Origin of the sequence: Sphingobacterium sp. MYb388 (genome assembly GCF_037479535.1) — a bacterium.
GTDB classification, from domain to species: Bacteria; Bacteroidota; Bacteroidia; order Sphingobacteriales; family Sphingobacteriaceae; genus Sphingobacterium; species Sphingobacterium anhuiense.
In genome coordinates this window covers 561197-587870 of sequence record NZ_JBBGYV010000004.1, presented here as the reverse complement: position 1 = coordinate 587870, position 26674 = coordinate 561197, and the positions used below count along the sequence as shown (strand labels likewise).

19 protein-coding genes are annotated in these 26674 nt (G+C 34.5%); 4 read left to right on the top strand and 15 right to left on the bottom strand.

What is annotated here, in order from left to right:
- Window positions 1-16: 16 nt before the first annotated feature.
- Complete coding sequence (locus WH188_RS16260) at window positions 17-3133, top strand: AAA domain-containing protein (RefSeq protein WP_339424379.1); 3117 nt, start codon at window positions 17-19, stop codon at window positions 3131-3133.
- Window positions 3134-3572: 439 nt separating this feature from the next.
- Here WH188_RS16260 and WH188_RS16255 read toward each other — a convergent pair whose 3' ends face one another.
- From WH188_RS16255 to WH188_RS16245, 3 genes are all read right to left on the bottom strand, one after another.
- Window positions 3573-4475: a DNA-processing protein DprA gene (locus WH188_RS16255; protein WP_339424378.1), complete on the bottom strand. Its 903-nt coding sequence runs from the start codon at window positions 4473-4475 to the stop codon at window positions 3573-3575.
- A 2-nt stretch (window positions 4476-4477) separates the two neighbouring features.
- Entirely contained in the window at window positions 4478-5287 is an 810-nt protein-coding gene (locus WH188_RS16250; protein WP_339424377.1) for a phosphoribosyltransferase, read from the bottom strand.
- Window positions 5288-5351: 64 nt separating this feature from the next.
- Window positions 5352-6029, bottom strand: coding sequence for a hypothetical protein (locus WH188_RS16245; protein WP_339424376.1), 678 nt, complete (start codon window positions 6027-6029; stop codon window positions 5352-5354).
- Window positions 6030-6423: 394 nt separating this feature from the next.
- Here WH188_RS16245 and WH188_RS16240 point away from each other — a divergent pair, with 394 nt between their 5' ends.
- The gene (locus tag WH188_RS16240; protein WP_339424375.1) at window positions 6424-9435 is read left to right on the top strand and encodes a TrlF family AAA-like ATPase; all 3012 of its coding nucleotides are present in this window, start codon (window positions 6424-6426) and stop codon (window positions 9433-9435) included.
- A gap of 213 nt (window positions 9436-9648) precedes the next feature.
- Here the strand turns inward: WH188_RS16240 and WH188_RS16235 are convergent, their stop codons facing one another.
- The 12 genes from WH188_RS16235 to WH188_RS16180 form a co-directional block, all read right to left on the bottom strand.
- A complete protein-coding gene (locus WH188_RS16235; protein ID WP_339424374.1) occupies window positions 9649-10644 on the bottom strand; it encodes a hypothetical protein in 996 nt (331 codons plus the stop codon).
- Window positions 10645-10816: 172 nt separating this feature from the next.
- On the bottom strand, window positions 10817-11209 hold the full coding sequence (locus WH188_RS16230) for a hypothetical protein (protein ID WP_339424373.1): 393 nt from the start codon (window positions 11207-11209) through the stop codon (window positions 10817-10819).
- A gap of 99 nt (window positions 11210-11308) precedes the next feature.
- The gene (locus WH188_RS16225; protein ID WP_339424372.1) at window positions 11309-13057 is read right to left on the bottom strand and encodes a S1 family peptidase; all 1749 of its coding nucleotides are present in this window, start codon (window positions 13055-13057) and stop codon (window positions 11309-11311) included.
- 225 nt (window positions 13058-13282) lie between these two features.
- The gene (locus tag WH188_RS16220; RefSeq protein WP_339424371.1) at window positions 13283-14125 is read right to left on the bottom strand and encodes an endonuclease; all 843 of its coding nucleotides are present in this window, start codon (window positions 14123-14125) and stop codon (window positions 13283-13285) included.
- A gap of 580 nt (window positions 14126-14705) precedes the next feature.
- Complete coding sequence (locus WH188_RS16215; protein WP_339424370.1) at window positions 14706-15116, bottom strand: hypothetical protein; 411 nt, start codon at window positions 15114-15116, stop codon at window positions 14706-14708.
- 73 nt (window positions 15117-15189) lie between these two features.
- A complete protein-coding gene (locus WH188_RS16210; RefSeq protein WP_339424369.1) occupies window positions 15190-15804 on the bottom strand; it encodes a hypothetical protein in 615 nt (204 codons plus the stop codon).
- A 43-nt stretch (window positions 15805-15847) separates the two neighbouring features.
- Window positions 15848-16261, bottom strand: a complete 414-nt coding sequence (locus tag WH188_RS16205; protein ID WP_339424368.1) for an IS3 family transposase — start codon at window positions 16259-16261, stop codon at window positions 15848-15850.
- 59 nt (window positions 16262-16320) lie between these two features.
- A complete protein-coding gene (locus WH188_RS16200) occupies window positions 16321-16611 on the bottom strand; it encodes a transposase (protein WP_132772181.1) in 291 nt (96 codons plus the stop codon).
- An 825-nt stretch (window positions 16612-17436) separates the two neighbouring features.
- Complete coding sequence (locus WH188_RS16195) at window positions 17437-18387, bottom strand: hypothetical protein (protein ID WP_339424367.1); 951 nt, start codon at window positions 18385-18387, stop codon at window positions 17437-17439.
- A 187-nt stretch (window positions 18388-18574) separates the two neighbouring features.
- Window positions 18575-19975: a hypothetical protein gene (locus tag WH188_RS16190; protein WP_339424366.1), complete on the bottom strand. Its 1401-nt coding sequence runs from the start codon at window positions 19973-19975 to the stop codon at window positions 18575-18577.
- Window positions 19965-21212, bottom strand: coding sequence for a hypothetical protein (locus tag WH188_RS16185; RefSeq protein ID WP_339424365.1), 1248 nt, complete (start codon window positions 21210-21212; stop codon window positions 19965-19967). Before WH188_RS16185 ends, WH188_RS16190 begins: the two co-directional genes overlap by 11 nt.
- A gap of 465 nt (window positions 21213-21677) precedes the next feature.
- The gene (locus WH188_RS16180; RefSeq protein WP_339424364.1) at window positions 21678-22175 is read right to left on the bottom strand and encodes a hypothetical protein; all 498 of its coding nucleotides are present in this window, start codon (window positions 22173-22175) and stop codon (window positions 21678-21680) included.
- Between the two features lie 1074 nt (window positions 22176-23249).
- On the opposite strand from WH188_RS16180, the gene WH188_RS16175 reads away from it, so the two are divergent.
- On the top strand, window positions 23250-23804 hold the full coding sequence (locus WH188_RS16175; protein WP_183912644.1) for a hypothetical protein: 555 nt from the start codon (window positions 23250-23252) through the stop codon (window positions 23802-23804).
- A gap of 136 nt (window positions 23805-23940) precedes the next feature.
- On the top strand, window positions 23941-26673 hold the full coding sequence (locus WH188_RS16170; RefSeq protein ID WP_339424363.1) for a TlpA family protein disulfide reductase: 2733 nt from the start codon (window positions 23941-23943) through the stop codon (window positions 26671-26673).
- Window position 26674: the final 1 nt, after the last annotated feature.

Genomic DNA, 26674 nt, shown 5'->3' with positions numbered 1-26674 from the left:
GCTCTTAAAGTATATTATGAAAGAAAAAGAACACTTGCCATCAATTATAAAGTATTGGAGATCGATAGAGGTTTTTAATTTACCGGATTTTAAGTTAGAGCAGTCAGAAAATAACAGCTATTCCAGAATAGGCTTTACGGAAGATGAACCGTGGCTTCGAGGAAATGTTTCAACAAAAGAGAACCACGAATTGCTTTACACGCTTGTTTTAGGGACAGTTGACAAGAAGAAGGTGTTTAAGACTATCGATAGTTATTTTTCAGTAGATGAAAGGTTGAAAGACGAAGACTATGATTTCGTTAATGGTCGTACGCTATTGTGTAGCATTAGTATTTCGCAGGAAGGGATAGTAAAGGATTTTGGCTACCTTTTGCCATCCTATATATTCGGAATCAAGCTACTCCATGATCATAAAGCACTCGACCAGGTCAATAAACTCATCAAAGAGCAAAATGATGATTTTATTGATCGGGATAAGATTATTAAAGAACATGCTATTTTAGCAGGTGAAAGCGAAGTTGTTTCCAGACCATTTTCTTATGCTCGATTAAAAGAGGAGATCGATGAGTTGAAAAAACTGATATCTTTTTGGTTCCAAGATGAAATAGTAGTCTACCTCAATGTCAGAGAAGTAAGAAAAGACAGGGATATCGATCCTCCGTTTTTAAATAGTTTTTATTTAGATGATCTTAACAAAGTATTACAGCTAAAGGAAGATAAAGTAAATACAACTGTATCGAAGTTATTGTTAAGAACAATAAATGAATCACAGCGTGTTGATATACTAAACAATCGCGGATCATTTTTAGATTCGATTAATCCCAAATATCTAAGTGAGGGAAGATGGCCTAATTCGTTAAATTACAACTTATATCATGCCCAACAGGGAGCTGTACAAAATATACTTCATGAGCTAGAAGAAGGAGGTGTTTTTAGTGTTAATGGACCGCCGGGAACTGGAAAAACTACCCTATTAAAGGAGATCATTGCCAATGTCATCGTCAAGCGGGCAGATTTAATTTTAGAGGTAGGTGTTTCGCAAATATTTCAACCAAGGGCAAATAGCATCGGATCGAAATCATCCTCTTTTGTCAATTATTATCATGAATTAGATAGCCGTTTTCTAGGTGAATATGGAATTGTTGTGACCAGTAATAATAATACTGCTGTCGAGAACATATCTAAGGAACTGCCCAAGCGTGACTCAGATTCCTATGCAGAGGCTCTTAACGTCGGGTATTTTTCCGAAGTTGCAGATCGTTTAGTACCTGGACAGAAAAACTGGGGGATACTTGCTGCGGTGTTGGGTAATGCCAAAAACCGTTACCAATTCATTGATAACTTTTGGTACGATGACAAAAAAGATAGTCAAAAGACTGGTTTTTCATCATTTTTGAGAGATGTCATTCGTAAAAAAGCCAAAGTTGATGAGTTTCATTATTTAAGACTCTTTAAAGACGAAGAAGAAAAGTATAGCGTACTGAAATCAGAGTTTATAACTTTTAAGAATGCATCAGAATCATATTTTGTTTTATTACAACAATATGGTGTCAATCAGAGATTATTGCATGCCTTAAAAGTAAAGGAGGCTGAGGTCGAAAGAAAACTAACCAACAGCGAATTAGCTCGTCATCAAAAAAGTAAAAACCTGGACGATCTACTTGCCAATCAGGTTCGGGTACAGAAAACATTGGATTACTTAAAGATTAACAAACCATCTCCATATTTTATACATAAATGGTTTAGAACTAAGTCCTATAAAAGCTGGAATGAGCAGTATCAAGTACCATTGCGTGAACTGTTAACAATAAGCCAGGCTATCAGTGTGGATCAAGTAGAAGTAAGGCGTATCAATCAAGAAATTGCGGCATTAAAGGGTGAAAAACAGGCGATAGAGCAACAGAAATCAAAACCCCAACAGTATTTTTCTGACTTCAAAGAGAAACAGGATGTATTGTTAAACAGGTATGGTATTGAAATCAATAATTTGCCGAATGAGACTAATGTTGATCAATCCATAAAGGACTTACACCTCAGTATGCCTTTCTATTCTCTGAAGCTCGCAAAGATTCAATCTGATATTTTTTTAAGTGCACTTCGCATCCATGAGTTAACGATCAAAGTCAATGAAGGTATCATTTCAAAGAATATGCGCACCTTTATGATGTATTTAGCATCAGGACCAGATCAAGACACCAAGATGATGCAACATTTATGGGATAGTTTCTTCCTGTGCGTACCCGTTGTATCGACGACATTAGCCTCTATCTCAAAACAATTTCCATTCGATTTAAAAATAGGGTGGACGTTGATCGATGAAGCAGGCCAAGCGGTACCACAGTCCGCTATAGGTATTCTGCAGCGTTCAAAACGAGCAGTCGTAATCGGAGATCCACTGCAAATAGAACCCGTCGTTACGATACCACCTAGTTTGGTCGAGAAGCTACGAGCAGAATATCAAGTTGACCTGCTTTGGTCACCATACGTTAGTTCGTTACAACAATTGGCAGACCGAACCAATCATAAGGGTACAGCAATAGTCGATTACAGAGACACATCCGTATGGACAGGATTCCCATTGCGGGTACATCGTCGTTGCAAGGAGCCTATGTTCTCCATATCCAACAAAATCGCTTACAATAACCAGATGGTTCTGTTCCCAGGTTTGGAGAGCACTAGTTCAGATATCGTCACAGCGATTAAAACCCAGTGGATAGATGTTAGAACAGAACAATCTGCCTTAAATAAGCATGTTATTTTAGAAGAAATCACCGCTATTGAAGATTTTTTAGATAAAAATTCAAAGGTAATTGGAAGCGATGATGTATATATTATAAGTCCTTTTAAGAACATAGCAGACCACTGTACAAGGCACTTTAATAGCCAGAGATATCCGCACGTTAAATGTGGTACAGTACATACTTTTCAAGGGAAGGAGGCAAAAACGGTTATTTTTATTTTGGGTACTGATCAATATAGTGGAGGAGCCCGCAAATGGGCATCGCAAAAACCCAATCTAGTCAATGTCGCAGTTACTAGAGCGAAGAAAAATTTCATTATCGTTGGAAATAGAGCGTTGTGGCGAAATCAGCCTTATTTTAATACCCTGTCTAGCGAATTGGATTTAAGGTAAAAGTTTTTGGAAGATGATGAAAGTAAAATAGCTTCACCCCATATTCACCCTTTGTTCGGAAAATGTCTACTCTTTCCCTACATTTGCTCTACATAAACAGTAGAGCAAATGTAGGGAAAGAGTAGGGAAACAGTAGGGCCGCTCCGAACATGGGGCGAGGCAGATCCGAATAAAGCTTTAATAATTGCCGAATGAATCTCCTTTTTCACTTTCATTATGGTTTACCGTAGACTAAGCATAATGTGATAATTTATCATTGCTGGTTCTGTTTTGTCATACAATTTTTATGGGCTAAAAAATGCAGTTTCAGAGCTGGTGCACCTGAGTAATATAATAATACAAAAATGAATTTAAATATATGGCAATTGATACAACGTGCACAATTGGATTTTAATTTTAATGAGTGATCAAAAGAAAAATATACAGAGAAATCCAGATATTAAAAAAGGCTGTACTTATTATCAATTTTAAGTAATTCAATAATCTTGTTTAGATTAGGTTTCATTGTTTCTTTGTTCATTTTTAATGCAACAGCACCCTTATTTAACAAAGTATTATTACCTAATGCAGATTCTGGAATATTCATGTATTGAGGAACAAATAGCGCTTTATTCATTTCTAGCGTTTTATGCCCTGCATCTAGACTTCCACCAGTTTCACCGGCTTCCACTACCATAATTACATCACTGAGTGCTATAATAGTTTTATTTCTATTCATGGCTCTACTTGCCATCCATTTTTCAATAGGTTTAAACTCACTTATAACCAATACACGATCCCAATCCCATACATCCTTAAACTCTTTTTTTATGCTAAAATGATTAATACCTTCAGGAAGTACAATAATTGTGGAGCCGCCGTTTTTTAGAGCAGTATAGTGAGCTGTAAAATCGACACCTTTAGCATAACCCGAAACAATAACGATATTCTGATTTATCAATTCAATCACTGAGTCGTCAGTAATTTTAATTCCCTTCTCAGAAACATTTCTAGAGCCACTAAAAGCGACTTTTTTATGAGACAATAGTTCCTTATTTCCAATTACTGAAAGAACGGGGGGAGCTGAGGTACTTAAAAATTTCTTTAAATCTTCTGGGTAATTCTCCTCTTGTAACAAAATGAATTCGACATCAAATTTTGATTTTATTTCAATAGGTTGATTTTTAATAATATCAAATTCTTCTTTTTGTTTTCCATTTAGCAAATTGAATGCTAAGTTTTGGAGATTCAATGGCGAATAGTCATCCAGTGCAAGTAACAATCTATTCGTTTGCACAGGGCCAATTCCCTTCACGCTCATGAAGTTGAATATGGTATCGATAATATTTTGATTTTTAATCATAATTAAAGCGCTGTGTTACTTCTAGATTTAACAATACTTATACCAAAAACACGATCTACGCCTGCTTCTTTTAGTTTCAGCGCTACAAATTGCATACTAATACCAGACATATATAGATCATCCAGTAAAATTACGTTTTTTCCTTTCAAATCAGAATTAATCTCTATTTCAAATTCCTGAAGAGCAGCTAGTTTTTCTTCCACCGTCCCCAATTCTTTAATACTTTTATCTTTTTTCTTCCATTTTAATGCTGGTGAAATATTCTCATATCCCTCAATACGATCTACAATCCGCCTTGGCAGACCTGCTCGTTCCGGTTTACTACAGGGCATTGCGCAGATCGCATCAGCAGTATTATAGAACGGAAGCTTCTTTAACCAGTCCTGAGCTAATGCCACAAGGCAATTTTCTGCATCTTCATTTTCTTGAAATTTTGCTTGATACTCTAGTTCACCAATCTCTGTACGACTGTCTTTATCTTGTATATTCATAGACAAAGCAAGAGATAGATCCAAAGTATCACGTAAAAAAACAATTTGGTTGTATTCTTCTACAAATGATTTGCAACTCTCATAATCTTCATTTGACCTAAATCCTCTATAATACCCATGACCACCATTATTTGTAAATATATACTGGTTCATACCTCCTTCAAATTTTTGCGAAAGAAAAGGGCCGATGGTATGATTGAAGGGAACGTTTAAAAAGCCATGATACTTTGCAATACCCGGTTTCAGCGCTCTACTATGCGAAGTTGCAAAATGAATTCTTTTGGTATCCTGATCTTCCATAAATACCTTTATATCATCCATAGAAGTCTCTTTCTTACTTAATGATATATATCTAAAATCAAACATCATAATTGAATTTTCTAAATTACATTAACACTTTCATTTCATTGACAGTTTGCATCAGCGGTGATTTGATTGCAGTAGTGCTGATAGGAGTATAAGAGATATGATTTAGTGAATTTACGTCCACCGCTACGCAATAGTTCATATCGATTTCATATTTGTTTGTATAGTTAATATCTAGATAACGAAACAAAAGGTCTGTCACCATTGCTAACTCCTCAATTTTAAAACCTCCTTTTTTTGCAACGAACCATACAGCACCTATTTTCTGAATTTCATTTTCTTCAAATGAGAACACATGATGCGGCATAGCATAAAGTGGTAGATTTTTAATATCTACTATAGATTTAGCTTTGTTCTTTTTGATGAAAACTAATTTAGCATTAGGTTTTATTGCAGTAAAATCATATTCTTCAAAGTCCTGTAAGATATTTATATTTCCCTGATACATGTCTTTTGCTTTTTTAGTTTTAGCATATTCAATTTTATCAATTAATTCATCTATTTTACCACCGATAATATTTTGCGAATTATCGACAAAAGCTTTGGCAAGACAACTTAATGCTGAAATCCAATAGTTTCCTCCGCCATCATCGGGTGTTTTTTCTTTGGGTGTTTTGAGATTGTTTATCAATGTTTGCCTTCCTCTAGACGTTTTCCGGATAAAGTCAACAAGATCTGTGACTGTTATTTTATTCATAATTGGATACTTTAGTTATTATTGGCTATATTTTCATATGTAAGATATTAAAAAATAATGAAACACTATGTTACTTGATTGATGAAAAATATATTTTAACAACATTTAGTTAATTTTACGGTTTCCCGTATATTTAGTAAAATAAGATTACTTATCATTGCGCGCAATTGCAGATTACATAAGTATTTTGCGTTTAATTTTTTATTTATTGATTTTCAGTTTATATTGTAGATGATTTCTGAATAGGCCAGATAAGGCAAAATGGACAAAGTTCCATCATCAGATGATTTTCTTGGCAGGTAGACAATTTAATATGTGATATCACAATGTTTTGAATATCAACACAATAAATGTATACGAATAATTAACTTTGAGTAGACCAAATATCAATATAATGAAGGGAAATGGCGGCACTAGTGCTGATGAGAACATTGTCAATAATACATTATCTTCCGGTGCGACTTGGTTGCGATGGGAACCACATATTCATGGCCCAGGGACAGTACTAAATGATCAATTTAAAGGCTCCGATGCATTCGATAGGTACTTAACTGATTTGGATGCTGTCACACCGGCATTACGAGCAATTGGTATTACAGATTATTACAGTACGGAAGTCTATGAACTTGTAGTTGAAGCCAAACGAAACGGTAAGCTTCCTCAATGCGAACTGTTATTTCCTAATATTGAACTACGATTAGATGTTGGAACAGTCAGCGGCTCATTTGTAAATATACACTTACTTGTTTGTCCTGATGAAGAAGATCATTTAGAGAAGATTTACAGATTTTTGTCGCAATTATCATTTCGTGCTCACGGAGACAATTTCCATTGCACAAAGGCAGATTTAATCAGATTAGGTAAATTAACTGATCCGTTGATTATTGATGATCGGAAAGCCTTAGAACTAGGAGCTATTCAGTTTAAAGTCTCTAGAACACAATTGCAAGATGAGTACTATGCAAGTGATTGGGCAAAAGCAAATATTGTTATTGCTGTCGCGGGCGGGTCAGATGGTTCTGGAGGTTTAGATAGAGCGGCTGATAAAACTCTTAGGGAAGAGATAGATAAATTCGCACACGTTATATTTGCAAGCGCAAGCAATCAAAGAGATTTTTGGTTAGGAAAGAAAGCACTTAATGCGGAACAAATAAGAAGCAGGTATCGGTCACTCAAACCTTGTATGCATGGTTCTGATGCACATAAGCCCGAGGATGTTGGCGCTCCAAAGAATGATAAATTTACATGGATAAAGGGCGTTGCTCAATTTGATAGTCTTAGGCAAGCGTGTATCGATCCCGAAGGTAGAGCTTTTGTGGGGCAAAACCCTCCGCTTGGAGCAAATCCGTCGCAAACAATTTTAGAGGTGAATATTAATGACACATCTTGGTGCGAAACTCCTAAGCTCAACCTTAATCCAGGTCTTGTTACAATTATTGGTGCAAGAGGTTCAGGAAAAACAGCACTCGCGGAAATTATAGCAGCTGGTTGCGATGCTATTTCCTATGGACACATTGATGGCGAAATGAACAAGTCTTTTCTTAACAGAGCAAGGCCAGAATTAAATGGAGCCTCTGTAACTCTTAATTGGGGATCCGGAAGAGATACTGAGCTACGATCGCTTTATCAAATAAATTCATCACCAGATAAGTTTCCGATGGCCAGATATTTGTCGCAGCAGTTTGTTGATGATCTTTGTTCATCTGATGGTGTAACTGATAAACTTCTAAAAGAAGTCGAACGAATAATTTTCAGTTCACATGATGTTAACCAAAGAGAAGGCACGATTGATTTTTCAGAATTACTTGAACTTAGAGCCTCTCGTCCAAGAGCGGCACGACAACAAGAAGAATTGTCGCTTCAAGACCTGTGTAATAGAATCGGCGCTGAACTGGAAAAAACTAAGCTTGTCACAGAGACTAAAGCGCAAATACAAGCAAAAGATCTTCTGATTAAACAATATACCCAGGATAGAGCAAAGCTTGTGGTTACGGGTGGCGAAGAAAAAGTGAAAAGACTAAGTGATCTTGCAACTGCTGCTGATCATGTGCGTAACAATGTTCGGTACTTCTCACAACGCGAACAATCATTACTTTCAATTAAAGATGATGTAATTAACACCCGTACTAATAGAGCTCCTGAAGATCTTAGGGAATTGCAGGATAAACATATTCAAGCAGGTATAGAGGCTACTGAATGGCCATCATTCCTTACTGACTTTAAAGGCGATGTTGATAAAGTAGTAACAGACCATCTCTCAGAGGCTCAAAAAAGTGTGCAGAGCTGGAAGGGAACAACCCCACTAGCTGTTGGTGAAGGAGCAGCATATATCGGTGATGATGCTGATTTGCAAAGATTGCCACTGGCATTGTTGGAAGCAGAAATAAATAGACTTACATTATTAATAAGTGCGGATACGACAACAGCGCAAAGATTTAACGCAATTTCACAGAAAATAGCACAAGAACAAGCTGCTTTATCTGGATTGACAGAAAAACTTACAGATTATGAGGGCGCGCAAAGCCGCGTCGATAATTTGCGGTTAGAAAGAGATACGACCTACGGTCGAGTATTCAGTTTAATACTTGAAGAAGAGTCTATACTGAGAGATCTTTATCAACCGATTATGACAAAGTTGTCAAGATCGACAGGTACTCTAAACAAAATGTCTTTCTCAATCAAACGTACCATCAATATCGATCATTGGGCCGTTGAGGGTGAAAAGCTTTTCGACTTACGTGTTGATAGTGCTTTTAGAGGTAAGGGAACTCTAAAACAACATGCCGAAGAGGCTTTGTTACCCGCTTGGGAGAATGGTGATAATGTTGCTGTATTGGCTGCAATGAAGAAATTTCAAGATGACCACGCAAATGAACTAATAGCTAGCGCTAATGTTGCTAAAACGGACAAAGAGAATTTTAGAGAATGGGCTATGCAGTTTGCTAAGTGGCTATATGGAACAAGTCATATCAGTCTTATTTATGGCGTTGATTACGATGGGGTAGATATCAGGAAATTATCTCCAGGCACACGAGGCATTGTTTTACTTATGCTTTATTTAGCATTGGATGATGATGATGATAGACCACTTATCATTGATCAACCTGAAGAAAATCTGGATCCAAAGTCAATATACGATGAATTGGTAGGGCTCTTCATGACTGCAAAACAAAAAAGGCAGGTGATAATGGTCACTCATAATGCCAATCTAGTAGTGAATACGGATGCTGACCAAATAATAATCGCAAAAACCGGAGATAGGCTTCCAAGCGGTATGCCGAAAATATCCTACATGTCGGGTGGGCTTGAAGAGGCACATATCCGTGAAGAAGTTTGTGGTATTCTTGAGGGTGGCGAGCCTGCCTTCAGAAGAAGAGCAGAGCGCCTGCGTGTAAATATTCAATAAGATGTGTCTAGATATAATTAACCAACGTTAGCTATATTTTTAGTTATTATCATTCATCATAGTTTAAGATGGCGAAATAGCCGTAGTCCGGCTATTAAATTTATGCCTATGATTTCTTTTTATGCATAAAAAGAGTGTTGAAATAAAATAGTATTTGCGCAAGGATTTTCAGCATCAATTAAAGGGTAGTTCTAGAAATTTTAGATATAGACATTATCCTTTAATTGAAATTGTAATTGCTCGGCCGGAAATAGCTACCTTTAGTGAAAGCCAATCACACAAATAACCCGCCTTTAAGCACAATGTATCAAAGTCAAGTTTATTTGATACTCTTATTCTAAAGCGCATTGGACCTGGAAAAGTTAGATAAATGTTTTTGAGTACTTCTTTTGGTGTTGAGTTTGGATAAGCTTTTACAGGGTCAATTGTGTCCACTAAACCTAGCAGAAATAGGAGTGGGGCTTCCTCGAAATTAATCGGTTGCCTGCGAATTAAAGCCGACAAGCCGGCGTTCGCATATTGGGGATAATCATTTTTTTTGGGAAGCCAAATGTTGTGAACTGCTACGGTGGCAGCAGCATAAGCATAATGGCGATCGAGAAAGTCTTCCCAAAGTAGCGCCTGCTCTTGTTGTGCTTTTTTTGTAATCCTATTTTTTACCAAACGGTCAAACATTAATATCCCTGAATAAATGCCATGATCCATACCTGGATAGGTTGGATGGTTATGCCGGTATTTGAAGTAGATACCACAAAGTTCGAAAATATCCGCAGGCACATTTTCTATTTGTTGAGATGTTAGATCATATTTGATATTAAGATTCGCTTTAAGTGCGTTTATGTCAGTATTCGCCTCCATCAAATAGGGATCGTTTTCCCTATAGAAGGCAACATCATGGGAAAGGCAGGTGACAAACCAGATGAACTGAAAGAATTCGTAGTTCTCCGATACTACACCATCAAAGAAAATTTTGTCTTTCAAACTGCTATTATGAAATAATATCAGACCGAGAAAGAAAATGGAAATAGTATGGTCAGCCCTTTGACTACCAAAGTGGTCCAAGTCAAAATCCACCATGGCCTCATTTTTTCCTCCTTTACGGAAATATTGAGTTATGAAATTTGCGGATTCATTGTCGGTAACGATAGGTTTTAAAATGGGATTGTTATTTGGAAAAGAGGCATAATAGTTCCATTTAATTTCTTCCATATTTTCAATTAACTTGTATAGGCTTGCCATAGATGGTTTCGATATGATATTTTCCGTTGGTAATTAAATGATAAGATAACATACATGAACAGCTTTAGCTTATTGGCCTTAGCGTTTATAAAATCAGTATAACTCTGATTTAAGGGATTTTTCTTCCTTACCAGAAAAAAACTTATTCTTCTTCAAAACAAAGGTATTTATTAAATGGTTTAGCAAGCTCTGAATCCGGCACCCAAGGTAGAATCTGATCATAGCTTTTACCTTCATAGGATCTGATGTGGTCGGCAATATCCTTTCCAAATAAGTAATATGCTTCTTGCGCAAAATACTCGAGATCATCCCATTCTAGAGATGCTCTTGTTGCCCCCATGCTTTCTGATCCAGTTGTTTTCCATGCTTTTTCAAAGTCTTTTAAGAATTTGTATCTACGGTCAAATAAGTCATCTTTCCTTTTTCTCTCCGCTAATTTGTAATTTTTAATACCTATATAAATTGCATTAATGGCAACTATTGGAGATAAACTAGCTGCAAATAGACTTACAATATCTTTTAATTCTTGTGTCATCTTCTTTCTTTTATGTTGTATAACGTACTTAAATTTATATGTATAATTTTTCTGTGGGCTTATTTGAAATATAATATTCCACTATTTTCAATTTTCTTTTTATGCTAAAAATAGTTGAAGCGCATTAAGCGGTATCAACCCGTGTTTTTCTGTTTTAGGAGCATTCTTAAAACTATCAGATCCTGTTGCAACAACACCAATTACTTCACCAACTTCATTAAGCGCAGGCCCGCCGCTGTTTCCCTCTACCAGGTGATTTGTGACAAGTAAATGGCTAACGCCTATAATATTTCGCGTTCCTGTGACCTTGCCATCCATAAAGAAACCGGAATCGCCTGGTCGGTAGTTTGGGAATCCAGCAACACCAATGTTATCTAAACGTTTTACTTTATCGGAATCTGCGGCAACTAATCCTTCATGCAGAAACGCATTATCTTCTGGTGCTAGTTCTAATATACATAAGTCTATTGCGGGATGGGTTTTCAAAACTTTAGCCTGAACTTTTATACTCAATTTGTCAGCTCTCCATAACATAATGTCCTCAAACAATTCACCCGTTTCTAAGTCCCGCACGCAATGATCACAAGTAACGATTCCCGTTGACTGTAGATGAAAGGCAGTGCCTTGAAGTGCGCCGGACTCGCTTTCCAAAATAAATACATGATTGAACACAGCATCTACATCGAATGTAGGTTTGTATGAAGTATGTTTGAGCAAATCTAGATTAGTCAAAAGATATTCCAATTTACGTGATAATTCATCTATACCTTCAAGCCAGGATTCGGGGTATTCAGACATTTGGTAGGCAAGGTATTTTCTTGAATTTTCATTAAATACAAAATGCAAGTCTCGGTCGCCCGAGTATTGGACGCGTGAAAAACGCTTAAATCTATATTCTACTCTTCCGCCAAATGCACTTTCGTTTTCGACATATACGCCTTCTTCTACAAGACCTTTGAGATTTTCTATTTCCTCTTTTAATCCTTCTATAATATTTATTTGCTCGTCTATTTTCAATTTTTGAATTTCGGTTATGAGTTTTTCAAATCCAGGTTGGAATAGCTCTTTTAATTTCTGTTTTAATGACCAGGCTGATCCACAGCCTGAAACACTTTTTACTACATAATTAACAAAGTTGTTTTCTTTGTAGTAATGACTTTGACTTTCATAATATACGATAAGATTATTTTGAAGATGGTTAATTTCTGGCCATAGCTTTTCAAGGCCATAATCTTCTTGGTCAAAAAGTTGAGATTTCTCTACCCTTTCTATTCCCTCTTTTACTATTAATGCTAAGTAAGATTTGAACCTTAACAAAGCATCCAATTCATGACTATACGTAACCCAGTCAATTTTTTGAGGAGAAATGTAAGGGTTAGGTAAATCTGAATATAGTTTCGCGAAGTCGGTATCCTTGTCAAGGTTGTAATTCCTTTTGTAATATTCTAATTCACTTTTCTTCATAGAACTCGATAAGAAATTATCCAGTTTTTCCAATTCTTCTTTGGCAAATTCTATAATATGATGTGACGCATATTTATGAACTTCGAGAATTCTGCTCATAAAATTATACTGAACTTGATATTCCAGGAACAAATCATAAAATTGCTCGTTTTTGTGAGCTAGATCAACAATGGTGTTGGAATCGGCATCGGTATTTATTTGATAATGATCTTCAGTACTTAGTTCCATCCATTCTGATATGGTGGCGTTTCCCAATTTCCATTTTTCGATAATCTTCTCTCTCTTCTCTTCATTAAAATGATACGGGTGAATAAAAGAAGACCTTAAACTAAACCATTCAGACCGATGATTAGGGTTTTCAATATTTAATTTTCTTAAAATCATGCTGTTTAACTCCTGTAAAATGTATCTGTAAATAAGTCCTTGAAGGGGTTATTTGTTTCTAACTTAACTAATGTACACTGTTGTTTCAAAGCATTGTGCAGGCATCCAGTTAATCAATGTAAATCCCTTAGTTTTTAGCTTTTAAAAAGACATAAAAAATAAACACTTGGTTAAGCTCTTGGTTTTATAACCAGCAGGTGCATTCGGATTTATCTCTTAATCTGGTTATTTTAAATCACGCGAATTTTCATCATTTACAATTGGATTCAAATCACCATTGAATTTTGCATAGTTACTATTGTTTGCAGCACGCCTAGTTTTTCCAAAGGTTGTTTTATCTATTCTTCCCTGAAGATAAGTTGCCAGATCTTCAAAATGCACAATTGGTATGTAATTAATTCCAGCTGCTTTATACCTATTCATGATATGTTTATTGAAAGATGCCCAGTTGAACTTTTCTGCGGAATTATTCAATTCAATCTGCTTCCATTCTCCATAACGTTTGATGAGATAGCTGATGTAATTCTTTTTAGCTAAGTCTGTACCTAATGCTCCAGTTGGTAATTCCATTTTGACCTTAGGAGTTTTTATGGGCTTTGGTCTGAATTTAGGAAAATACTTGATGAGGATAGAGTCGTATTGTTCCGCATGCTTGCTAAGCGTATCCCATCCCCAGTAATACAGGTTTGCTTTGGCCTTTATTTCATCTTTAACTTGTGCAGCATGCTTCTGAATAGGAGCATCGTCCCGAAAGGTTGACGCAAGAATAAACCGATCAAAGTCTATATTGAGTTGATATGCTTTTTGTAGATCAGAATTGAAATCTTTGATCAAACTGGTTCTAATAACTTCATCTTGTTTCCTCAGATCTTTGACCTTACATTGGATTACAGTTTTAGTTTTAGATGAAAGCAGGTCTATACCACTTTGATTCTGCCCAGGAACCCCATAAGTCTGGAAATCTGTATTTTGATATGAATTAGTATTCTCTATTGCGTTGAAAAGGTCGCAGACAAAAGCCTCAAAAACTTTATCGTCTTTTAATGGTGGTAACTGATATTGTGACATATTCTGAATTTATAATTTGTCTTAAGGCAATAAAATAAAGATAGAGTTTAAATTTTGATTTTAGAATAGTGAAGTGATTTTTAATGTTTAAAACTATAATTGTAATTCGCTATGTCATTTCGTGAATTACAGTAACAAATGAAGTGCGCTGGATACCATCATCTCTTGGGCAACTTCAAGAAGAGTTTAGAAGGCACTATTGTAGGAATGTCCGGATATCGACATTAGGTCTATGCGAAGCCACGAACTAGTTACGATACAACATTCAATAATGAACTGGAGCAAATTCAAAAAATTGGCCTTGATGAATAATCAATACATATTATTATTACTTTTTGCAAGTAATAATAATTCTTAGTGTGGATTCATTTAGTATCAATGAGAACTAATTATTGAGTTAAGAGCTGAAAAACCTTTTTAAACTGCCGAAATTGATTAGATAGGATCTTTGAATAATCCCAACTATATTTTTAAATGCTCGATTTTACTGCTAAATTTATTTTCTCCTATGATGATGGTAATTCTATATATTTAAAGTCATATTAATCTTCAATTATATACTCTATATTAAAATACTACATCAGCCTTTATCGGTTTTTATCAAGGCGTCGATTAAAGGTCCGAATTTATTATCAATATCAAATTCCCTTGCTTTTTGATAGTAGCTATTACCAAGTTCAATCTCCTTTTTTTCAGTCTTCAGATAATTAGCGTAGTTTAAAGTTGCCTCAACATTCCTTTGGCTTACAGCAATTTTGATATGTTTTTCAAATTTCGATAAATCGCACAATTCACCATGCCGGTAAATGTTTGCAAGGTTATTATGTGCTTTTGGGTTATTTTCCTCAAAAGTTAATATTTCCTCATAATGTTTTTTGGCGCCGATTAAGTCTTTCAAAGGATTATCCCAAAGACACCCTAAATTTAGACGGGGAATGTCAAACTGAGGCATTGCTTCGATTGATTTTTCATAAGCTGTCTTTGCAGTCATAGAGTCTTTGTCTTTGGGTTGCAATGTGGTTTAAAATGTAGTACAACGTTTTGGCAATACCTTTTATGCGATGTTATTTTTTTAAGAATGTTATCTCATCATTAAATGAATTTATGTCACCAATGTATTCTGTATCCCTAATTATAAGTTTTGGTGAACCATTCAATGTATATCCATTATCCAAATATTTTTTAAGAGATATGTTCAAAACAACATTTTCAGGGTTAAGATCATTTATTTTTTGCGGAAAATTTTCAATTGATTTATTTCCAGAAATGTAGCATACATAATTGACAAATTTAGATTCCATAGAGTGTGCTTTCCCAGAGCGAATATTTTCCAAATTAAAAATTCCTGAAGTGATCGAATTTTCTATTTTTATATGTGGAGTGAAGATTTCTTTCGGTAGAGTATTAGAAATCTCTTCATAAGTAGAAAATGGAGTAGGTGAACGTAAACTAAATTTTAAAACAATATCATTAGGTTTTAATTTATTATTATCGACGTGTATAGTATACCATGAAAATAAAATAAATGACATACAGATAAATATTAAAAGTCCACCTTTCCAATTTAGCGTTCTTTTTCCATTTGATTTTCTGATGTCAAAAAAAGCTGGAATTATTCCAATAGCAAGACCAAATAAAATGTTTATTATTTCTTTATTTTTTAAAATGATTTCTTCCATGTACTTTGGGTATAATGTCGCATAATGTTTTGGCAATACCTTGTTATGCAAAGTATTTTTCTAAAATAGTTGGTAAATTAATGTTCTCAGATTTCTTTATTGCTTTATATGAATCTGTGAATTTGTCTCTATTCTCAATTAAATAGTCGAATCTTTTTAATAACCATTCCAATATATAATCTTGTTGATAATGCTCAGTTAGTTTAATTAGTATTTGTTCCAAAGGTTGTTTCTCCCGAACAGGAAGCCGACGTTTGACACGTCTCTTCTTATTCATATTGAGCAGCTTATATACCCTGTATACTTTCTTATGGTTCCAGGGTTTACCTTCTCTGCGCAAGTAGGCATATAGTTTTCGAAATCCATATACAGGATGTTTGGAGGACAGATCATCTAATGCTGCCATCACGGCACTGTCGTCTTTCTTGCTAACATAGTAATATTGTGAACGGCACATACCTGTCAATTTACAGGCTCCGGCGACACTCAAACCGTGATCTAGGACAATTTCCTGAGTTAACTGTTTTTGTTGCCGGAGCCCCAACCTTTTTTTGTGATGACTTCTTTTAGGATATCATGGTTCATACTCAGCTCGGCAAACATCTTTTTCAGGCGTGCATTTTCTTCTTCAAGTTCCTTCAGGCGCTTGACATCAGATGCTTCCATGCCACCGTAACGGCTTTTCCAGTTATAAAAGGTGGCTTTGCTAATCTCAAGCTCCCGGCAGATATCATCCGTCTTTCTACCTTCTTCTCCCTCTTTGAGAGCTCTTACAATCTGTGTTTCTGTAAAACGTGTCTTTTTCATCTTATTACTTAAATCTAAACATTTATGTCCAGTTTTAAGCTGTTTGATTTTTTGGGACACTTACAAATACTACATCAAGTTATGATAATTGTAAGAATATAAGTAAGAATTTTACAAAAGGGAGAAATTGGACAAAAGATAAATATCATATGAGGAATAGTAGCTTGGAGATATTTAAAAATGAGATTGAAAAAAAACTGTAATATTTATGAATGTGATGTAACTCGAGTAGTTGGACTTCTTTGCCTACAAAATTAAAACACCTTGACTACTTCACCTTGACACAATCGGCGTGTTAAACTGGTCTATAGTAGTTGCTTTGATTGTTCGGTTAAATGTAGTCTATTGCTTTTGTTATCAGATGCTTATGTTATATTTTAGTTGATTTATTATAAATATTTAAGCTTCTTATTATCAGAATTACGATCTGGGAAAATAAAAATATGGTTAAAATGAGAAGCACATAAACTAAATAGCCAGATATAACGATGTTGTCACTAAGTTTAAGTTCTAGATTATATAGTTTAAAATACTTGAAAATTAACGCCAATACATATATCCCTAATGAAAACCATAAACATATAATAATATATCTATTAAATTTTCTCATTCTTTTTATGTAATTTATGTACGTACTTTCCTTAAGAGTATGAAGAGGAACTTTATTCCCTAATTTTAATAATTCTGATATCTCACTAAGCGCATCTTTTTTATTTAGTATAAAGGAATAAATTACAGTATAAAGAGTTGCACAAAAGCCAAAAATGACTAATGAAAAATTAGATATATCAGATAATATGTTTTCTAAACAATTCATTTATAAATTTACACGGTTTGATTGTAAAAATCCGTTAAAGCGCAATTTAAATTTTTTATAATAAAATCTTTGTCAAAAATATTTTCTAAATCATTTTGACTTAATTCATATTGAGAATTAAAAATTTCTTCGATTGTACTATTTAATTTATCGATATCACCTTTGAACTTTTCTTGAGTTATTTTTATTTCAGTTTTATTTTTAATAATTTTAAAAATTCTTTTATAACTATTATGTGATCTATCATGAATTAATTTTTCAAAAGATTCTGTAGGAAGATTCTTATATTTATTCTTTGTGGTTTTAGCAACATTTGATTTTACTAGGTACTGCTTTAATTGGATTTCTGGATCATCATTTTCTTCAGTTTGAGAAGATAATTGTATTTCTATATTTTCAATTACATTGTTTTTTTTAATCTCTTGTAAAATAGTTTCAAGTTTTATATTTCTTATTTTTACTTCAAGAATTTTCTTTGCTACTAATTTGCAAATTGAGATTATTTCAGAACTCTCCTTAGTTGGATCATCATAAACAAAAAATTTATATTGGTAGGTATTTTTACTAGAATTGACACCAAATATACTAGGTATGATTAAAACGTAATTAGTGTCACTTCCAACTTTATCTTTTTTTTGGAGATCTCTTTTTAAATCAATTTCAACAAAACCATCAATTAAATTAGTATTGTAAGCCGTAATTTTCAAAAGCAAAGTTGGAATTCCCTCAAATGAATAATCAAAATATTCAATATTTGAAATTTTCATCTCTTTCACTTTATTACTTCTTAAATTAGTGACCGCAATACCAGCTCTATCAAATTCTTCAATCTTAGCTTTCAAAAGTTTAATTAATGAATTATAATCTGGGGAATCAAAAATAACGCCTAGATCAAAGTTTTTTACTTCCGATGAAAAAACTGGTATCTTAATTTTATGTTTTAATAAGTTGTCGCTCATTATAATTTGGGACTTTAGGGGTGTGTGAAAAATTAATAGATTCTGCTTATTTATTATTCATAATGAAATAACTTTAAATTTAAAAATTTAAAGTTAATAGTTTCGTGCATGTTAAAGTTATAATATTTGTTCTTGTTATCCTGTTGGTGGTTCATTGATTTATGTTATAGAGCATTAATTTTTACTTCTACCATAACATCAAACTATTATTTGAAAACCACACGATATCATTTTCATTTTCAGTTAGTAGAAATATGATAATTTCCTCCATAGTCGGGATAAGAAACTCTTCAAGCAAAATTTGCGTAGCATTGTTAATAATGCTGTGAGATAATAAAATATCATGAGTTAGGTGAAATTCGGATTCTTTATTGTGAACAACCGAACATCTAATTGCGTAAAGTATTTCAGAATAAATTTTATGAATGTTACTCTGCAGTATGTCCGTAAATTCCATATTACCTCCACTTTTTTTCTCTAAACCTAAATAAGAAATTAATTGGTTGAAATTTATTTCTGTTATTAGTGCGCGAGTTGTTATTATCTCCGTAAACTTTTGAAAAATGTAGTTGCCAAATGTAATACCGTTTTGTTGGACATGTGGAAAGACGCTACTCATTAGCTTCTTTAAAGATTCAAGTTCAGATCTACTGATATTGCTATGTATTCTCTGAAAATCTCTAAAAGAAAAAGGTGTTCCATTCTGTTTTCTTTCAAGACCTACTAATGGTGATTTAAACATGAAATTTTCTATTACATGATACAGCCGTATGAACTTATCAAGAATGTCATTTTGAGCATTATATTCACTTAAAATAGTGAGGATATCTTTGAATTGATGATAGTTGTTCTCTGCGGATAACTTTCTCAAAGAATTTAACGACATATTTTTAGAATATTCGTATGGCACATGAAATGTTTTTCCTGCAATAATTAGATTTATTGCTATATAAGCTTTACTCTTTGCTTCATTATCCGCAGTTTCGCTAGATATAAGTGCATAAAATTTTGGAGGAAGTAAAAGCTCTTCTCCGCCAATTTTTGATATGAGCTGTATAATTAATTCACTTTGAATTACAAGATCTATATTATGAAAGTATTCTAGAATATCATCTGTCTTTTCGAAGTTAAAAAAAACAAAACTATTATTGCTATCTTCAATATCATCATAATGATAAATGTCTGTTCCAAATTTATTTGCATTAAAATTAATCAATGAATATTTAGAAATGTCCATTTCTGCAGTTAAGTCAAGCTCTTCATCTAAATTATTTTTAAGTGAGCTTATAAGCCCTAAAATCAACAAGATTTCTTCAAATCTTGCAGCAGGAAAATCTTCAAATTTGGTTTTGTATTCACGAATTAGCTCTAAATAACTGGTTTCAATAGTTAGAAAACTATCCGATTCAATACATTCTTTTAGTTGGATGATGATTTCACTTTCGATTCGTTCTGCTAAATCTGTCAGTTCAGCTTCTTTGTCTTGGCAATCCAAACCTAGATAATAGTGTGTTAAATTATCAGAATCAGTTGAAAGATTAATTAGTAAGTTTTCTAGATTCCTGTACATCGCATTATTAGTTGTCATCTCTACCTCCTCCTTTAAAATAGTTCTCCCAATTTAATGGAGAGTGAGTTCCATTTTCTAATATTTCTAAAGTAGCCTCAAATACCGCCTTCTTATTTACGCTCCCGATGTTTATTTTAGAAAGAGCCTGACTGTTTCTTTCATTTTCAAAGCCTTGAAGATTTAATATAGTTGTATTATGGATAATGGAGATTGAAAATATTTCAAATGTCTTTTTATGATCTAGTCTATGTTTGAGTCGATATTTTCCTAGAGCTCCAAACATTCCTACGTATGATATTTCTCTGCCAAGCCATTTAATTCCTTGGTCAGGGAACTGATTGATTAATTCTTTGTCTAATTCGACCAATGCATTCAAATATAATTTCAATAACTCGGAATTCAAGAATACTTCTTCTTGAGCGTAATCACTATTGCTTTGTTGCTTTTGTATTAGCTCTGCATTTGATACAAATATTTTCCCTTCATAATATGAAATTAACCCCATAATCATATGAGATAGATGAAATTGTGACCTTTCTCTTTCTTTGCTGAACCTTATAGAATTCTTTTCCTTTTCTCGAACAATTGAAAGATCGTTGTTGCCCGCGATTTTCTTTAGCGTAGGTAAAGCATAATTGAATAATAATTCGATCTGATGCTTATTAGAAACAGCTTTATGGCCGGCATTTAGAATGAGCATTTTATTTACTTCTTCTTGAGGCTCCAGATGCAACCATATTTCGAACCATTGATTTCTCTCAAATATATGACTAAAATCTTCACGAAATTTAGGGTTTAGTTTTGCATAATCTATTAATTTTGTAAGGATATTAACATTACTATTGATTTCAAATAACTCATTTTTGAATTCTTTAGATAGTTGAAGACGGGTTTTTTCACTGAAATCAGTTTCAAAATTTTTTGTTAGAAAAAACTGGATAGTATCGTATAAATACTTTAAACGATAGGTTCGTTGTAGCCCATCAAGAATTTTAAAATCAGTTAATATCCGTTCATCTCCTACTTTTGAGTTTGCCTCATTTACATCTATTAGTACGATAGGAGGAATATGTTTTCCTTCTAGTAGGGAATGTACTAAATTGTCCAAGTAGACATGACCTACAATTTCTCTTTGAACATCATATTGATTATAGTCTATTGATAAAGATGTTATGTACTCTTTCAATGTAGATTTCGAAAGGTAACAAACGCTACCTGAATTCTCCTGAAAAATATCTAGTATTATTGCTTTCATTTCTAATTATTAAATAGATGGTTTTGGAATGATTTGATAATCCGTTTAATTCTATCAACATATTCACTTGTATTGTTGGACAATTCACTATATTCTAAAATTGCTCAATTTTCCAATACAAAATTTCGCTAATTTTTATTATTTATAGTCGATAAAATATGCTGTTTCGTTTTCAATAACAGATATTTTATGGGTCATAAAAGTGTTGTTTTAAATTACGTGTTGGTTTTAATAATTCATTTTACTATTTGTCAATAGCTAAAATTTCAGTTAGATCGACAAATTCTTCTAATTTTAAGCTAGTTACAGTGCCGTCCTTTAAATACAAGCGTATGCTTTTTCCGAATGTCATTTTGTTCGTTTCATTTTCCTTTTATCAGTAAGTATTACATCTTTATCGTTCTCGGAAAGCAAATACTTTCTATATGCACGACCCTCTTCTCCGTGGATTGTACGGTATTACTTTTACTTATCGTTTAAATTAGCTTGATCTCCAACTATATTAACTTCTCCATAGATTTCCTTAAAAGTTTTGAGTACATCAAGTCCTAGACCTTCAATAAAACAGATTAATTCAACAGCGAGAACTTCCTTAACATCTTCACTGGCTAGTCGGCTAATTTTGCCTTCTGACATCCCGATTTTCTCTTCAACAGTCTTTTGTATAAGGAAATGTCTTCGTATAAATCGAGTCTCTGGAGAAAGGTGTGCTTCTTCCGTTAGAAAGTTAGGTTTTGGTCTGTTAGGGAACACTAAATCAAATGATTTGTTAAATTCATTTTCAGATTTATTACTTAATAAAATTGTTGCCAAGACAATTTTGTAATATTCCTCAGGAGATGGTTTAGATTTTGATTTATTACAAAGGTCACTAATTCTTTGTCGTTTGATACCTGTAATTTCACCAACTTTTGATTTGTTGATATTTAGATTGTTTAAATAAATACCTAGTAATGTATCCATATTATATTTAATTAAATGATGATTTTCGTTAATTTATATTTGTTAAAGTCATCACTATTTATTATGTTTGTATCAGCGATTATATAAGTCACTTTTTATTTAGTGACTAACGATGTCTCTCTTACTGGAAAATCCGCCAAATTTACCCAAGAGAGTACCGTAGGGTCGCCCATTTGTTTACTGGAAATTATATATTTGTATAATACCAGTAAGGGCGGTCTTTGCGTTTGTACTTCTAAGGGTCCTAATAGTTTTTACTATTAGAGAGGTTTGCCAGGCGGATTTCCTCCGGTTTAGAAGGAGTAAAGATCGTTCCTGCTGGTTGTTTTTTCAGCAAGAACTCTTCTCAAGATATCGTTTACATAACTATAAAAATTATGATTAAACGAAAAGTAACCACCACAAGAACCACCAACGACATGATCCAGGATTATTGCCTCCGGTTCGCACATTCTGATTTAATAAAGAACATATCCTGTCCGCCAGAATAGGGCGTTTAGTAAAACATAAGTATAAATAGGATAGGGGAAGTTTGTTCCAAATCTAAAAGGCGCGTTTTAGTAAAAGTGTGGTTTGCTGACCGTACTTAATACTAAAAATGACGTTCTAATAAGGTTAAAACTAGCTTGTTCCCATACTATGATGGCTTATGTTACCGACTTTCATTTTGATATACAATTGTTTGCATAGCCTAAATTGGATCGGATTTTAATGTTTTGCAACTTAAAATTACACTTTTCTAGGCATAAAGCAAATTATTGTCATCAAGTTTTATTGATTTACATCAATAATGGAAAGTCGGTTTTTGTTCTTTTACCCAAATAATGCAATAATGAAGACCATTATATAACCAATTGACGACGACGTAAAATTGCATTTTCTTGATTTAATATTTTTTTAACTGGTTTCCTTACGGCGCGAGCCATGTCCAAATTGTTCGGTTTTAAGGGAACCAATTTAAACTTAAAAAAAATGCAAAATACTTGCTATTGGGAGAGCTATGCGCTGTCCCCAGAGAGAGAACTGTGTTCGTTTTTGAGTAGAAAGTGCGTCCCATTTATTAAAAAACCGATTATGACTACACTTTTATCCAAAACAGCATTGAAAAATGCTACACTGACTAGATCCAGAGGTCGTATGCCCTATGTGCCCAAGGCTATAGTAGACAAACGTCCAAAGGAACGGTACTATTCTTTGCTGGTTCCTTCGGAAAAAGATATCAGTCCCTTTATTTCTGTGCTGCATGGCACCCGTAATGATGTACTGCGGATAAATTTTGTGTGCATGGCCGTTTATGAGTGCTACCTGTATGCCTTTGGACTGCCCAGTAATTTTCCGAAAGAGCAGATCATCGTTTTAGGTGAAGACCGCGTAAAGTATATTCCTTGTAGAAGCTGCTATTACGGAGGTAAGCATTTATATGAATATGAGCTCACCGTGCCTGTCAATACCGCAAGAGAAGACTATCAGCAACGGATCATCAATGACCTAAATGAGCACTTTCAGTTGGAAGTGAAAATCGAGAAACTCTCGGTAGTGAAAGACAGTAGACCGATCAATACTGAAGATGGCGAATCGGTAGAGTTGATCTGGGACGAGCTGACCACAATGATCATACGGAAGAAGTAAGCATTAACAAAAGAAAAGTATTAATAAAGTTTCACTACCTGTGATCTCCGGATGCTGCCGAGGAAAAGGCTTAATGATCAAGCCTCTCTTGGCAGTAAAAGGAGCAGGGAAGCTTTATGTCCAAAAAATTAAAATAATGAACATAAACATACAATATATAGTCAAGTTCTGGGATTATCTCCGGAAGCTATTTAAACCTGAAAGGGAAGGTGTGCTATTGAGCAGAATGGGTTCGGAATTACCTGAATATTCTGTTGCTAAAAAAGCGCTTGAAAATAATATTGCACATGCAACTAGTGTTGATTTTATCAGTCAATATGCCTTCGATGAAGGTTCGACAAACGTTCGGGATAACCTTGGGACTGGTACGGGACTGATTCGGAAATCATTCGGCAGTTCTTCGACTGCTGTTCGGCAAGTTCCTGAAGGCCAGTCGAAGCGCAGTCGAACAGCACCCGAACAAGACTCGAAGGAGTGTCGAACACGTGTCGAAGCGCAGTCGAACAACACTCGAACAGGTGTCAAACAAAAGATATTAGGTAGAGTAAATCCTGATTTTTTCCTGACCAACTTAACACCAACTTCTAATTTTTTGCGACTCGGCTTCGGGTCGGCATCGGGATTTCATCGGCTACAGTGCATGAAAAGTCGAAGCACGGTCGAGCAAAACCTGAGTGGAAGTAGAAAAAGGGGTCAAGACAGGGAAAAGAAAGTGTACCAGGAAAAGGACGGTGCAACTACGGTGCAAGTGTGTTGCAGTTACGGGGAAACCTACTACAAGGGTAAAAGAAGGTTAAAAGAAAGTCCGAACAAGATCCGAACCAATGGCTTTGCTTTTTTTATGGTTTTCATGAAGAATGTACTTGCTAAAATGGTTCTTGATGTACGGTCAGTGTACGGTTTATTCACCAATGCCCTACTGAAAAGGTACCAAAAAGGTACTGGGAATGTACTGGAGAGCTACCAAAGAGTTACTGAAGATGGTAGTTTAGCAGTGCTTGGACTGGCTTGTGCTAGGCAAGTACGGGAATTTGGTTGTTCATGTGTTGCTCAAGCGTACGTAATGCGTATGCTAAGTACTGGTAAAGCATGGATAGTGCGTAAAACGGTACTCGTTTACGCACTACTGACGCACTATCAACGCTTTATCTATGCTTCATCCATACTTAATCCCTACACGGAAAGCGCTTTATCTAAAATTAGAGGTTTTAAGCGATCCAATTTCTTTTGCCAGGTATCTGAGTGGTTTTGCATTAATAATCAGTCTAATCGCTTAAAATGCTTTTCAAATCAAATGCAAGGAGGTGTTAGAGATGTTGTGAATGAGCATCTTATTTTAAAAATTGCAGGAGGAATTCAATTTAGTACTCTGATAAAAAGATTGTTTAGTGAAGTTGCTAAAACAACTAAATTAAGCTTTAAGGGGTTTGTAAATTCGACTCCGATCTTAAAATTTACGTTACTCTTGTTTATTTTTTCAGGACTCCAAATTTCACCTTTACGATTGAACGCACAGGTTTTTGTGAAATCTAATGAGAGATCATTATATATAGGAGATCAGGTTCCAAATGAGTTTTATACCGCTAAGCATAAAATGATTGACTGGAAAGCACAGAAAACCTATGAACGAAATTTTGAAGAATACCGTGATAAACTGATCATTTTAGATTTTTGGGCATCTTGGTGTAGTCCTTGTTTAGGGTCATTAAAGCATTTAGATTTTATTATACCTCAGTTGGATTCCAGTAAGGTGGTTATTATTCCAGTTAACTATGAAACGGTTGATAAAATGCAACATACCCTGGATCGTTTTCAATGGCATCATCAATCTGTCTACGAGGATACTGAATTGATGACTTTGTTTCCACATGCAGGGATTCCACATATGGTCTGGATCAAGGACGGGAGAGTGATAGCTATGCCTATAGCAACTTATAATTCTGTTGAAAATATCACTAAAACAATTGACAACGGGGTGCCGCTAATGGCCCAAAATTTAAACGTGAAAACAGCCGATTACGAGAAACCTTTATTTCAAGAGGGTAATGCTCCTGCTGAAATTTTGTATCAGGATAAGTTGTTAAAATTAGCTGGCTATACAAATGAATATGCTGAACAAACAACTGAAATAACGAGAAGCAAGGACAGTATATTTATAACGATGGTGAATCAGCCTTTGGATGAGATCCTGTACTCGGTTTTTGAGCAAAATATTTCTAATTTTCTGGGACAGTTTGATGGGGCATTAAAATTTTCTATAACAGCTGATAAAAACAGTTATTTTTTACAGTCTAAACCAAGCTATAGTGATGCGGGCGATTATGATTGGGACAGTAAGGTGTTGGAATGGGATCGAAATAACCTCTATAGTATGGATTATCGTGTGCCTGCAACAATGACCGATAACCAGATAGGTGAAGAGCTTCGGTCGAGAATCAAGCATTTTATGCTTAAACAATTTGGCATTGATATCAACATCGCCTATACGGTAGAAAAATCGTATCCTCTGGTTAAGCTCAAGGGAACTAAAGAGGAGACACTCAAGCTGCTAAGTCAAAGTTTCCCGAAACGCAATGATCAAAGCCATTACCAGTATTTTCCTGATCCTGCCAATGGTAAGAAAATTTTTAAAATTTTGTCACTCTTGCTAAGTAAAGTGAAAGGATCTACGCAGGATTACCACAATGTTCAAGATAGGACTGGACTACCTAAAGACTTTAACTATTCTTACGAGATACCGATTGAATTAATCAATGCGAAAGAAATGACCATGGAAGATGTAGTAAAATTTGCAGATCAATTCAATCTCAAGATTGAGTACGAAAGACAGCCTTTACCATATTTGCTGATTAAGAATGTACAGTTTTAAC

Bases quoted from the DNA above. Each gene is read 5' to 3' on its own strand.
- WH188_RS16185 (WP_339424365.1), bottom strand. From the start codon at position 21,212: ATGAAAGCAATAATACTAGATATTTTTCAGGAGAATTCAGGTAGCGTT.
- WH188_RS16255 (WP_339424378.1), bottom strand. From the start codon at position 4,475: ATGATTAAAAATCAAAATATTATCGATACCATATTCAACTTCATGAGC.
- WH188_RS16175 (WP_183912644.1), top strand. From the start codon at position 23,250: ATGACTACACTTTTATCCAAAACAGCATTGAAAAATGCTACACTGACT.
- WH188_RS16245 (WP_339424376.1), bottom strand. From the start codon at position 6,029: ATGAATAAAATAACAGTCACAGATCTTGTTGACTTTATCCGGAAAACG.
- WH188_RS16230 (WP_339424373.1), bottom strand. From the start codon at position 11,209: ATGACACAAGAATTAAAAGATATTGTAAGTCTATTTGCAGCTAGTTTA.
- WH188_RS16260 (WP_339424379.1), top strand. From the start codon at position 17: ATGAAAGAAAAAGAACACTTGCCATCAATTATAAAGTATTGGAGATCG.
- WH188_RS16220 (WP_339424371.1), bottom strand. From the start codon at position 14,125: ATGTCACAATATCAGTTACCACCATTAAAAGACGATAAAGTTTTTGAG.
- WH188_RS16240 (WP_339424375.1), top strand. From the start codon at position 6,424: ATGAAGGGAAATGGCGGCACTAGTGCTGATGAGAACATTGTCAATAAT.
- WH188_RS16205 (WP_339424368.1), bottom strand. From the start codon at position 16,261: ATGTGCCGTTCACAATATTACTATGTTAGCAAGAAAGACGACAGTGCC.
- WH188_RS16180 (WP_339424364.1), bottom strand. From the start codon at position 22,175: ATGGATACATTACTAGGTATTTATTTAAACAATCTAAATATCAACAAA.
- WH188_RS16235 (WP_339424374.1), bottom strand. From the start codon at position 10,644: ATGGAAGAAATTAAATGGAACTATTATGCCTCTTTTCCAAATAACAAT.
- WH188_RS16170 (WP_339424363.1), top strand. From the start codon at position 23,941: ATGAACATAAACATACAATATATAGTCAAGTTCTGGGATTATCTCCGG.
- WH188_RS16190 (WP_339424366.1), bottom strand. From the start codon at position 19,975: ATGACAACTAATAATGCGATGTACAGGAATCTAGAAAACTTACTAATT.
- WH188_RS16210 (WP_339424369.1), bottom strand. From the start codon at position 15,804: ATGGAAGAAATCATTTTAAAAAATAAAGAAATAATAAACATTTTATTT.
- WH188_RS16195 (WP_339424367.1), bottom strand. From the start codon at position 18,387: ATGAGCGACAACTTATTAAAACATAAAATTAAGATACCAGTTTTTTCA.
- WH188_RS16225 (WP_339424372.1), bottom strand. From the start codon at position 13,057: ATGATTTTAAGAAAATTAAATATTGAAAACCCTAATCATCGGTCTGAA.
- WH188_RS16200 (WP_132772181.1), bottom strand. From the start codon at position 16,611: ATGAAAAAGACACGTTTTACAGAAACACAGATTGTAAGAGCTCTCAAA.
- WH188_RS16250 (WP_339424377.1), bottom strand. From the start codon at position 5,287: ATGGATGATATAAAGGTATTTATGGAAGATCAGGATACCAAAAGAATT.
- WH188_RS16215 (WP_339424370.1), bottom strand. From the start codon at position 15,116: ATGACTGCAAAGACAGCTTATGAAAAATCAATCGAAGCAATGCCTCAG.